3 protein-coding genes are annotated in these 13,251 nt (G+C 56.4%); all 3 read right to left on the reverse strand.

The window, feature by feature from the left end:
- Positions 1 to 82 precede the first annotated feature (82 nt).
- Positions 83 to 2,146: a gamma-glutamyltransferase gene (locus tag CAURIC_RS10370; protein ID WP_282940507.1), complete on the reverse strand. Its 2,064-nt coding sequence runs from the start codon at positions 2,144 to 2,146 to the stop codon at positions 83 to 85.
- A gap of 858 nt (positions 2,147 to 3,004) precedes the next feature.
- Positions 3,005 to 9,397 (reverse strand): SdrD B-like domain-containing protein, encoded by a 6,393-nt coding sequence (locus CAURIC_RS10375; RefSeq protein ID WP_290182766.1) that lies wholly within the window; start codon positions 9,395 to 9,397, stop codon positions 3,005 to 3,007.
- 131 nt (positions 9,398 to 9,528) lie between these two features.
- A complete protein-coding gene (locus CAURIC_RS10380; protein WP_035115190.1) occupies positions 9,529 to 12,696 on the reverse strand; it encodes a hypothetical protein in 3,168 nt (1,055 codons plus the stop codon).
- Positions 12,697 to 13,251 lie beyond the last annotated feature (555 nt).

Consider the following 13,251-nt stretch of genomic DNA (forward strand, 5'->3'; position numbering starts at 1 on the left):
AGGCACCGGATGTTCTAGGGCTTACTCGGCGGATTGGGGAAGCCAAGCCGGGCGGAGGCTCTGTCCGACGGTTGAAGTTCAGTCAGGCATCTTTAGACCCCCCAAGAACTAATCCCGATCTCCTGGGATCAGCGGCCCCCTCCAGCGCATCGCCGGTCGTAGCAACAATGCTTATTCCCGAATCCGCCTTAGCCGTAACGCGGCGGGCCTTAGTGTTGTCGTTGCTGGCAGTAGTACGACGGCCGTCGGGGTGGTCTTTCCCGGTTCGCGGGGTCTCCGAAGGCTCCAGCGCCCCCTGTGATCCCGGGGCGCCCGGCCCCTCCGGGGGCTCCGATTCCACATACACCTTGGACCGGGTCAGCGCGCCGTAATTTGGTCGCAAAACCGCTGCGGTGGGATCAAGGTGCAGATCCACAAGCCCAATGACCGATTTCAGAACGTACGAAGGAATCTTTGAACCGCCAGGGGACCCCAAGGCTGCAAAGCCCCGCCCACCATCGGCCAGAATCAGCGGCGCCATCATCGTTTTGGGATGTGCGGATGCCCGGCGTGTATTGGCTCGTTCGCCTTCTGCCTGCTGCGAGGAAAAATTATCCAGACTGTTGTTAAGGAAGAACCCGTGGATGAAAATCCCCGCTCCGAAGTTCTTTTGCAAAGTCGTAGTCGTACTGGCGACATTGCCGTAACGATCCTTCACAGAGATCTGCGATGTGCCATCTTCTTCAAAGTCGTTGTAATCCCCCGCCGCATCGGTGAGCTTGTGCGGCTCGGGCTCCTTTTTTACTCGGTTGTTGAGGATGTCCTCCGCATCCTTACCCGCCCGGTCACCATTTCGGACGATGGCTTTCACATATTCTTCAGCAACCCTGGGCGCAGTCCGCGGATCCCCCATGTACGTGTTGGCATTGGCCATTACTACACGCTGAACTTCCGATAGCAGCTCACGATTCACAGAAACACCATCACCGTTTACCGTCCCACTAGAGCTGTTCGAGTTCGGCTTCGCGGTGGGCGTCGAGAAAAAAGAATTTCCAGAAACCTTGTTTTCTGGCAGGTGAGAAATAATGTTGAGTGCCTGGGTCACAAACACACTGCCGGTGGCGGGCGACGAATTGCCGCATACTTGTTTGCCGCGGTAGTCGGTACAGGTCGCCTCATCGGCACGAGTCGTAGCCTGCTGTTCCTCCGCCGCCGACCAGTCACCAATAAGGGTTTTCTGCTGGCTTACCCGGTCTTCTTTTTTGGTTTTTTTGGACGACGCCGAATCCTCCGCGCGTTGCAGATCCAGCGTTTGCTCACCGATTTGCGCGACGAGACTATCGCGAGCACTATCCCCGACATCCAAGATGGATTCCCCGGACGCGATCCGCCGGATGGTTTCGGCGTATGCAAGATTGGTGACGCGGGCACCATCACCCGCGTTCCCCAATGTGCGAAGGTAGTCTAGGTGCTGCGTGTGGGTAGACGTAAACAATTCAGGCCGACTATCCACTGCCTCGCGTAACCGGGTTGACGGAGTGAATCCCGCAGTTGCTCGATCGATGACGGGTTGAAGCAGCTCGTGCTTATCGAGTTTTCCGTGGTCCTTATGCAGCGCGCGCATCAGTTCGAGTGTCCGAGGTACGCCCACCCGCGCGACGGCACCAGCGTGATCTGGATTGTTCGTATCCTCTGTAGGTGCGTTTACGGTGCCGTCGAAAGAAAATAGTTTGTTCTCTTCAGCGCTGTAATACACCGAAATGGCGCCTCCACCTGGGCCCGACGATTGGGGTTCAGTTAACCCCAGCATCATCTGTGCAGCGAAGGTGGCATCGGCGGCGGTCCCTCCCTGGGCCAGCACGCGACAGCCCACGTAGGTTGCCGATGGGTCAGGGGTGGCGATGGCGAATGCGTTCGGGGCATCAATGCGTAGGCTCGTGTTGGATCGGTCCGTTGTGGCCTCGTCGGGGTGATCCTGCCCCGGCGCCGATTGGGCAACGTTCTGGCCGTTTTGGGGATCAGTGCCACAGTGTGTGAGGGCCCGCTGGGTTTCCTCCGGTGTTTGGGCATTGTTTTCCTTTACACCACACCCGACCACTGATGTGGATAACAACGCGGCGGCGAGACCTAGCCCGATCGCGGGGGCCCTCTTTGAATGCCGTGACACTCGTGCTCTCCTTCTGGGGTGTATAGGATGCCTTCTGACTGTTGATCAGCAGCAACCTCCGAACCGGGCGGGGCTTGACGGAACTGGCCCGCTTCGGAGCGTTTGCCGGGAGTACCGTGCTGAACACCCCGTAAACTCCTTGAGCGAACCTGGAGAGCTGCTTTGCGGGGCCAGATTACTGTTGAACACTTTAGTGCGCAAGGGGTGGGGTAAGAATTCTAGAAAACGGGGTTGAACTGCTTATTTTTGGCCGTCAATAACATTTGTTACGCAAAAGTGTTCGACATTTTATGTTCACTTTACGAAGGGGGATCCTTTTCCAGCTGTCCCGCGCTGCCCCGGGCCGCCCCACACATCCACACCCCAAGCACTCCCACCCACGCCCCACGCCCCACGCACCCACAAAGCAGAACGAAACGCACAAAACCTGCGCTCCAACGGCCATCTCACTCTGCACATCACGCACCCACACCCAACCCACGCCCCACGCACCCACAAAGCAGAACGAAACGCACAAAACCTGCGCTCCAACGGCCATCTCGCTCTGCAAATCACGCATCGAGTGGCATCGAGAAGAAGTCAGCAGTGAATCGAAATGAGGCAGAGGCAGACGCTACAAATGGGACGCGTCTAGCGCTCTCCTGCGCGAGGTCGACCAACCCCTCGGGCCCGCGCTTGGCTAAAGCACCTACAATCCCGCACCAACACCTGTCAATAGTTGACCTCGGGCCCGCGCCTAGCTAACGCGCTTTTCAGACAGACGAATCCCCCGGGCCTGGGCTGGGTGAGCCCACGCTCGGGGGATTCTCAGGCGGAGGAGGCTAGCGCCACCTGCGCTGATGGAATATCAACGCTGGTTTAGCTTTCCCGCTCCTCCCTGCGGCTAGCGACAAGGTAAACGCCCAAGGTCGTAGCGATCAAGGCTGCAACCAGTACGCCAACAATGTTGACACCGGTATTTGCCAGCCCACCAACGACACGCTGTGGCGCGTTCTGCGCCATCGCTGGTGGGGTTTCGCCTTGGCCACCCGTGACACCACCAACGATGTCATTCGGGCTACCACCGGGTTGTACCGGCGGATGACCGCCGCCACTCGTATCCACCGGGCCACCTGGCTTCGGCTTATCGCCTGGCGTGGTGGTGTCCGTTGGAACACCCGGTTTGGACGGATCGGACGGATCCGTTGGTTTGCCGGGCTTCGTGGGCTCAGTCGATTCGCTCGGAGTCGACGGCTCATTTGGCTCGCTCGGAGTCGACGGTTCCGAAGGTTCCGAAGGCTCACTTGGCTCGCTCGGACTCGACGGCTCCGACGGCTCACTTGGAGTCGATGGCTCCGACGGCTCACTTGGCTCGCTCGGAGCTGGCTTGTCTCGGTCGAAACCGAAGTCCACGCCCGTTACCTCGCTCTCGCCATTCGAGCTCACCTTGACAACCCAGTTGTCACCATCGTTATTGCCGTCCACGGCAGAGTTCACGATGTCCAGATCCTGGGCTTCCCTTGGTACTACGACCTCGTAATCACCCGTTGGAACGTCCTTGAACACGTACTTACCATCGGCATCCGTCTTCGTCGTAGCGATGACCTTGCCCGAAGCATCCCACAGTTCAACGGTCACACCCTCCAGGCCCTTTTCATCACCATCAACGATCGCGTTGCGATCCTCGTCGTGCCACAGTCGACCACTGATATCGAACTTCGGATCCGGAACAGGTTCCGTCGTATCCGAAGGCTCGCTCGGTTCCGAAGGCTCGCTCGGCTCCGACGGTTCACTCGGTTCAGACGGTTCGCTCGGTTCAGACGGTTCGCTCGGTTCCGAAGGTTCCGAAGGCTGGCTCGGCTCACTCGGCTCCGAAGGCTCACTCGGTTCCGGATCCCGCTCAAGCGGAACATCAACCGTGACCACATCATTCGCCGTCACCTCAACCTCACGAACAATTCGCTCGTTATTAGCCTCAATGACCACGGTGTACTTGCCAACTGGCAGGTTCGGGAAGTCGAACTTGCCATCGGCGACCGTGCCTTCGAACGGCACGCCGCCTACTCCGATAACGCTGACCTTCGGATCCTGGTACAACTCGTCACCTGGGCCGTACACACCATCGCGTTCATCGTCCCAGAAGACGGTGCCCTTGATAGCGCCGGTATCGACCTTGTAACCCGCGTCCACGCCGGTTACGCCCTTGCCAACGCGGCTCATCTCTGGGGTGATATTCACAGCAACGTTGCCGTCTGTATCCACCTTCGAATCGCCACCACTGAATCGCTTTCCATCCTCCGATGGGAAGTGAACTGTGTACTTACCGGGCAGTACATCGTCGAAGCGGTAGTTGCCCGCAGAATCGGTGGTTGTGGTCTTCACCACTTCACCGTTTTCATCCCGCAGCTCAACCTTGACCCCGCCTAAGGCGGGTTCATTGATCTTCAGCTTGTCGCCGTCCACATCCGTGAAAGTGTGGCCGCTGATGTACGTGGCGGAGCGGAAGCCACCATCCACGTTCTTTACAACGTCCCCAGCAGCGACGGTAAATGGCGCGGTCTGTCCGGTTGTTTCGTCCGCGTCGTTCTTACCAGCTTCCTGGATCTTGCTTGGATCGCCCACTGTCTTGGTGATCGGCTGACCGGACGGATCGCGGAACAGAACGCGATACTCTCCTGGAACCACGTTGAAGGTGTAGCGACCATCGGCGCCAACGGTTACCACTCGAGGTTCTGGCAACGAGTTGCCCTGCGCATCAAGCAGCTCCACGGTAGTGCCCTCCACCGGAATGATGTTCGGGTACGCCGAGGTTCCGTATTGCCCGTCATAATTCGCATCGATAAATGCCAGCCCCGAAATCTGGGCAGTGGTTACATAGCCCGCATCAATACCGGTCACCGGATTGCCTGGGGTGAGAACAACTGGCACGTGGCCCTTACCGTCCACCTTGGAATCCACACCCCGTGGCGAGAATTTTTCGCCGTTGAAGTTCTGGAACTCCACTGTGTACTTACCCACCGGTACGTTGGTGAACTCGTAGTTACCGGAAGGATCGGTCTTCGTTTCTCCCACTGGCGCGCCGGACTCGTCGCGCAGGATGACCGTCACGCCTTCGCGACGAGAATCTCCATCCTTCGCTCCATCGCCGTTCTGGTCGTAGAAGGCCAGACCGCTGATGGATGTTGTTGGGACGACGCCGCCATCAACATTGTTGACATTCTTGCCTGCGCTCAGGTGGAACACCTGGGTCTGTCCTGAAGACTGATCCACATCAGAGAGTCGACCGGCCGTAATGGCTTCATCGCCCTTCTTTGGCGCGAATACCAACCCTTCGATTGGTTCCACCTGAACGATGTAGTCGCCCGCGGGCTGATCATTGAACGAGTACCTACCATTGGAATCCGTAGTGGTCTGAGCGATCACTTCACCCGCGCTGCTGAGCAGGGTTACGGTAGCGCCCGCACGTCCAAGCTCATTGTCGTGGCGGAACCCGTCGCCGTTGTTGTCATCCCACACCATGCCGGAGATATTGCCGGTCGTCACGTAACCAGCATCCACATTGTTGTATGCAATTGCAGGCTTCACCTCAATGGTGTCTGTGAACCCATCGGTGTTGATGTCGGAACCACCATCTGCGTCGGCATCCTTCGCAACGACGGCCTCGTTATCGAGTACTTCGTTGACGAATCGAACGCGGTAGTTCCCTGGAACCACACCGTCGAAGCTATAGGCACCATCCGGACCGGTTGTGACCTCGCGGCCCGGCACTCGGGTGATGTCACCGTTTTCCTCAACGCGGTACAGAACAACCTTCACACCTTCTAAGCGTGAATCGCTCGCACCCGTGCTCTTGCTATCACCGTCGTTATCCACGAAGGCAATACCCGAGATCGAGGCATGCTGGACAAATCCCGCGTCCACATGTGGAACGGTATCGCCCAATCCGACCGTGATCTTCGTGGTAACGCCTTCCCCGTTCACATCCGAGATGTTCAGCTCTTCGATGTCTGTCGAGGTTCCGCTGGTGAACTGGCCCGGGAGCGAAGCCGGTGGCTCAAACTTCACGGTGTAATCACCTGGAACAACACGCGGGAAGCGGTACGCACCCTTCTCATCAGTCGTGGTGCGCTCTACTTCACTTCCGGTGTTATCCAGCAGAATAACGGTGAATCCCCTGTACGGTTCTTCACCCGTTCCGCGCTTGCCGTCGTTGTTAGCATCATTGAACGCAAGGCCACTGATGCCACCATTGACGATGTAACCAGCGTCGATGTTGTCGAACTTACTATCCGGATTCACCTGGAAAGTTTCAGTGCGACCGTCCGTTGGGTTCGCATCGTTGTATCCGGCCTTAGCCAACTCATTATTGGCTTCCGGCAACTTCTGCGTGATCTTCTTGCCGTCCAAGGTTGGGAACGCGGCATAGTACTTCGTGTTCGCCAAGATCTCGTCCGTAGACCAGTTACCGAACTCATCCGTCTTCACGGTAGCAACTAACTCGTCGGTATCGACCTTGCGGATTTCAACGGGGACGTCCGCGATGCCGGACTCGCCGTCATCCTGCTTTCCGTCCCGGTTCAGATCCTCGAAGACCGTACCTGCAACACCGGCCTTAGGAACAGTACCCAAGTCGATATCCGTGTGGTCTTCGCCGGCAACAACGGTAAACTTAGCGCTCTCACCAGTCGTTCCCCCCTGTACACCCTTGACGTCAAAGTTATTGTGATCCTTATCCGCCAAATCGTTGGATGCTGGGAACGAAACTGCAGAACCTTTCAGCTCCACCTTCAGGTAGTAACCTTCGCCGGCTGGCACATTGACGAACTCGTAGGTTCCATCTGTACCGGTCAAGCGGGTATCTACGACATCACCAGCCCCGTTGTACAACGTGATTGGGGCATTGGCGAACAGACTGTCCTCTGACTTTTCGTCATCATTACGTCTGCCGTCATTGTTGAGGTCCTTCCACGCCAAGCCGGAAATGTTGGCACCGACAACCAGGCCGGCGTCGATATTGGTGGTAACAACACCCGGTACAACCCGGAAGGGGGCTGTCTGCCCGTTTTCTCCCGCGTCATTGCCATCGGTTCCGACCACGCCATCGGTGCCCTTATCAGCCGGAATCTTCGTGAACTTAGTTCCGTCTGGGGCAGTGAATCCAACGTAGTACTCCCCTGGAGGTACGTTATCGATGGTGTACCTGCCATCAGGTCCAGTTGTAGCCTCGCCAATAACATCATTTGTGCCAGAGCGATACAGCGTGACCTTTATGTTCTCTCGTGGCGTCTCATTGTCACCGCGGCTTCCGTCGCGGTTGAGGTCGTTGAATACCTCACCCGAAACGCTGGATAATGGTACCAGACCAGCATCGATGTTCACCACGTCCGTGTTATTTGGAGTGTTGGGATCTGTGTAACCCTTCACCTCAAACGTAACGGTTCCTTCGGTCGGCGATACATCTGAGAGTTTCTCGACAATAAGCTTTTCGAAGCTCGTATCGGTGTTTGCCTGACGCGTGAACTTCGTACCATCCGGCCTGACGACCGTGATGGTCGCCTGCCCCAGAGAAACACCGTCGAAACGGTAGTACCCCTTGCCATCTGTCTTCATGGTGCGCTCTTGACCATTGGCCAGGGTCAAATTAACAGTGATCCCTTCAAGGGGCTTTTCACCGTCTTCCCACTCACCATTGCCATTTGTGTCTTCCCAAACATGGCCATCAACAGCCTGCAGGCGTACAACACCCGTGTCAATGTGCGGGTAGGACTGGCCACCGGCGACGACGAAGTTCTTGGTGATACCACCTTCGCCTTCAGCTTCGACCACATCGTTGAACTTCTCCTGAACCAGTTTCTCAGCTTCCGTGCCCGTAGTTGGGTACGTTTCTGCTAAGGAGCTAAAGCGAGCCTTGCCAGGGTTAATTACCTGAATGAAGTACTCGCCAGGCGCGATGTTATCGATATTCCACTTACCGTCTTTCACCTCTGTGGTGGCGATCGGATCAGTCGTACCAACGCGGAATACCTTGACCGTAACCGGCCCTGGGTTCAATGCTTCGTCGTCGGAGCGGACGCCATCGTTGTTGTCATCGTAGAAAGCCTCACCGGACAACGAAGACGGCTGCACCAATCCTGCATCTCCGCGCTGATGCTCCGTATTACCCGGTGCAATGGCTCCGAAGGCAATGTTACCTTCGCCGTCAGCGTCAGAACCATCATCAGTACTGGTAGAAGCGTTTTCAACTTGTGGCGAGAACCCTAGGTATCCCTCGGGCTTCACCACTCGCGTGGTATAGGACCCTGGCACCAGCTTTTCAAAGGTGTACTTACCTTCTTCATTCGTGGTGGTCTCCGCTACCTTTTTGGGCTTTCCGTCTACAACGACATAAGCTTCGACCGCCACATTCTGTGCAGGTTTGTCATCCTTCGACTGTCCGTCACCATTGGCGTCGATAAAAACCACGCCACCGATGCCGGCAAATGACTGTACAGCAAAGTCAACGTTGGGGTTCCGGCCTTCCGCCGCGGTAAACGAATCCGTTACACCGGGGTTATCGCTAAACGGACCAGCGCCATCGTTGTAATCGGGATCGCCAATCTGATCTGGCGTGGCAACCTTCGTAGAGTACGTGTAGGTTGCTCCATCCGGGAGGGTTGCCTTTACCTTGTACTCGCCTGGCCACAGGTTTTCGAAGGAGTATGTCCCCTCTTCTCCAGTGGTAATCGGCGCAACTGGTTGCCCAGCAGCATCGGTAGCTGGTGAACCAGTGGAATCCAGCAAGTGGATGGTGACATCCTTAACCAGAGAGGGTTCCTCAGCGCGTTGGCCGTCGCCATTGGTGTCCATGAATACAAGACCAGAAATCGAAGCCTTACCCTGAACGCCCGCATCGACGTTGGACTTGCTTCCACCTTCGGCCAACGTGAATTTCTCAACAAGGCCCACGCTGCCGACGCCATCTTCTTCACGGTTTTCCGTTACATCAGAATCCTTGGTCTCATCGCCGCCGATATTGGGCGAGGCGAAATCAGCGCTCTCTGGTTTCAAGAATCCGACACGGTAGTCTCCAGCGGGCAGATCCTTAAACGAGTAGCCGCCGTCTTTACCCGTGGTTGTCTCGGATACCTTCTTCAGGGCGCCGTCTTCCCCAACTTCGTAAAGGATGACAGTTTTCCCTTCGAGAGATCCATCCCCATCGATTTGCGTGTTGCTGTGATCAACATCGGTGAAGTACTTACCGCTTACTTGCGCGTTACCGGCATCGATATACACCGTGTTGACATCACAACCTGCCTTCGGTTCCTCTGATCCCTCACCAGGGGTGCATGCCGGCTTGTACTTTTCTGGATCGTTTGGATCCTCGTAGTACGTGAAGTTAGACTGCCCTGCACTGCCCGTCGCCTTTACGCGCAGATAGTCGCCTTTACGCGCAGATAGAGGTATGCCTTATCGCCGCCGGGCGTCAGATCACCAGGTTTCCATGTAACGGTCCCGTCACCGATGTCAGCGCTGCCGGTCGTGGCATATGGCGCGTCGTTGGAGACCCCGAGGACTTCCACACCCGCTGGCAGCTGGTCAATCACTGTTGGGTCAGGTACAGCAACTCCCTTTGGATTAGCCTGTGCTTCGATAACCCAGAGGAATTCGTCACCTCGGCGGACAACTGGGGCCTTCGTGGTTTCATCATAGTTTTTGTTCTTAATGATCGTGGATTTGTCGAGCAGCAATTCACCCCAAGGAGTCACGCGTGCGTACGCAGGGCCCACGAATGGAATAGGTGCGCCACTTTCCGTTTTACCGGCCACAGCGGTGCGGTTCGTTGCCACGTCGTCAGTACCCAGAGGCTGGTTATCCAACCCCTTTGTGGGCATGTTCATCGGAATGTTGAAGTCAAATTCCCCGAAAACAGTGGTGTTGAACTGAATGCGGATCGCGGTCACAGTGGAGGGGTCTGCAGGCAGGGTGGTAGACCACTCGTTGCGCTCGTTAAAAGTCTGGCAAGTCGGGAAGCTATTGGTGGAGGTCCCGGTGGCACTTCCGAGCTCCGGGCGGCACGGGTTGGCCGCAGTCGAGTAGAAAACGGTGACGTTCTCGTTGTGTCCAGACGCAGTTACTGGACCCGATAGCTTGGGCTCAAATGTCACGTGGATGTTGTCTGCATTGGTCAATCCATCAACAAGGTTGACGTGATCGGTTCCAGAGTTTTTGCCCGATGGCAACAGGTCGTACAAAACCATGCCGTTGACTGGCGTACTGCCCGTGGTGGACGCAGTCACCGTGAAGTTTACGGTCTTTTGTGCCAATGAAGTTTGTTGGTTGCCACCGGGAATATAGGTGGTCGGGTTCCCTTTATCCAGATCCCCCAGCGCTCGCTTAGTCACACCGAGGCTAGTGGTGGAGGAGACAGCAACCGGGGTTCCGGCATTACGCCACTGACCCGCAGTGTTACTGTCCGAATTAACGTCGTAGGAATCCGGAATATTAACGCCAGGGTGGGACAGCTTATTCGTCTGTCCTGGGTCTGGTTGTTCATGAACCCACAGCTGAATTGTGTGCTTAGGATCCGTCATTGGCCCCTTGTCATACGTGCCCGCGCGAGCATTAGTTGCCTTGATGGCAAGCTGGAAGCAGTCATTAGGGGCACCGACAACCGGTTTGAGGGACTGATTTGAATCCTTGAGGTAGATTCTCCACACTTGACCGCCGTACTTATCTGGCATCCTCTCGAATGCCCAATCACCAGCTGCGCTCGCACACTGAGCTTGATCGCGGCCTGGTCGGAATTCTGGCTGCGCCAGTTCGAATCCGGGAGGAAGAGATAAGAAAGCCTCCGGGCGCGAAGGTCCGCCTTCCGCACCCGCGAAAACTGAAGCATTCGCCAAGAAGGTCTCCCCACGGTGCAGGTTAGTCGCATTGAGAGCCTGAACCTTCCCGCTAGGTGCCGGCAGGCGCCCGAAAAGCGTAAAGAACGCCGACGACTTCACAGGGGCAGACCCATCGATCGTGAAGGTCGCCGTGTTATTCAAGCGAATTGTGCCGGACGTGCCATTGTTAGCCGCAACGATCTGATTGGTTTCGATACGGTATTTCTTCTTGACGTTGACGGTAAGAACGCCATTGTTGGCAGTGTTCGGTACCGCGTCTACCGGACGCAAGTTATCTACGATGACATCGAATCGGATGATCTTGTCGGATTCAGGAATCGACAAGGGAGATCCGGCTGCCACGGTGTAGGACTTCTGCGTTCCATCAGCGCTGTAGCCAATGACACGCGATGGATAGTTTACGGGTCCGTCGTTGTACTGAACTGGGTTCAGAGAAATGTTCGTCAGATAGTGGTAGTTGGATGGAGTGCCGTCCTTTCCGACTGGCACAGTCGCACCCCAGGACGTGGTATCTGAGATCGTCAGCGTACGAGGGTCCGAACCTGGATTGGTTGCCGAAAGCGTCCACCCCAACGTCGATCCCGGATCTGTCTGACCGGTTGTATCAGCCAAGCCGATATCGGTGGTAGTAGTGGAGTACTCGCTACCAACACGTGCCTTCGAGTAAAGCCCCGGGCGCGCTTTCTTATATGTCAAAGATACGCTAGACGGATTGACGGTTACTGGTTTCCCGTCCAAAGAGGTTGGGGTGGTTGCGATGACCGTGTTTGTGATCTTGGAGTTGTCCGCCAAGTTAGCGGTCGTGGCTGGGGCGACTTGGACGTTGTATCGAATCCTCGAGTAGACCGTGTTTTTCTGCGCGATATACCGGTCAACCGATTCGGTGATGCGAATACGCACGGTGTGGGTCGTGGCATCGTAGAAGTAGACTGTGCCCTCGCCCTGCCCCTGCAGGTTACGGAATAACATGTCACCGCCGATACCGGTCTCGGTGAATCCCTTGAAGGTGTACTCCGGAGGAAGCTGATCCACCAGTTCAGTAGTTACACCGGTAATTCCAGTGCCGTTCTTTTCACGGAACCAACTCAGCTGGAATTGGCGGAATGAGCCATCATAGACCGGACCGTTATTGGTGACATCACTCTTGGCCAGGTTGACCTTGGGAGTACCTGTTACCGCAACGCTGGAGCGCCCCGACGTGTTGTAGTTGTGGGCAGCCCACACTCCCGACCAGTCCATGGTGTAGGTGCCAGGAATGATTCGGTTTTCAGTGGTCTGCCAAGACACGTTAAACACCTGCGACTGGTTTTGGTCCAGACGGGTGAACGTCATCGAAGGGGTATCCCCGGCAAGCCCACTGGTGGTGTAGGTAATCGCCGGGTTTGCTCCCGACGTTAGACCGATGACCATGGGGCCCTGCAGTTGGTAGGTCATCCCATTATTGGTCAAGACAGGCCGAGAGAGATTAATGGTGGCACCGGCACATCCACCAGCCTGTCGACAGGTGATGGTCACAGGGAACTGAGCCGTTGAATTGGTCGCCACAGAGGCCGCATCCCCCACAACAACGGTGAAGGGGGAGTCTACCGACGATGCCGTCGGCTGCACCATCCCAACGACCACCGCGAGGCTGGACAGCAGCGCAAATACAGCCGCCAGCTTCTTCTTAGTTAGCTTTTCGAACACGATGGTTTCCTTAACGCGCGTTTATACTCATCCAATCCCCAGCGCACAATAGGGAAAGTCGACTTAACACTATCGGCTACAGCACATCTATAGCAACCAGTTCTGTAAGTGATTTCTAATGCTACTCACAGCAACTCGGCCCCCAAGGGCAACACCCCCCTACCCAATACCCTCAAATCAGTCTCACCATATGAGAACTCTCAATTAGGTTGTGCCACGCTGTGAGATACCGCTAACATGGAACCCATGACTTTCCAGCTACTGCTCCTTATGAGCCGCGGCGGGACCTCGTAACGTTTGACCCTCCTTTTCCACCGCTCCCCTGCAGGGCGAATCTCAGGTGGAAGCCGAGAGTGGGTTTCGGTCGGCCCCTTCCGCGGATGACATCGCACTTCGTTGTGCGTCCCAGCCGACCATCGGGGAACGACGAAAGCCAAACACCGGAAAAGCCGCCACGGCAACTACAGCGGCACCTCTGCCGGAATTAAACCGGTTCCCTAGGCTTTCCCACACCGCTTTCGCCCCCGCACATTCGTTAAAACGCTCCAGCCATCG

The sequence above is a fragment of the Corynebacterium auriscanis genome (genome assembly GCF_030408435.1).
In the GTDB taxonomy this organism is placed as follows: Bacteria; Actinomycetota; Actinomycetes; order Mycobacteriales; family Mycobacteriaceae; genus Corynebacterium; species Corynebacterium auriscanis.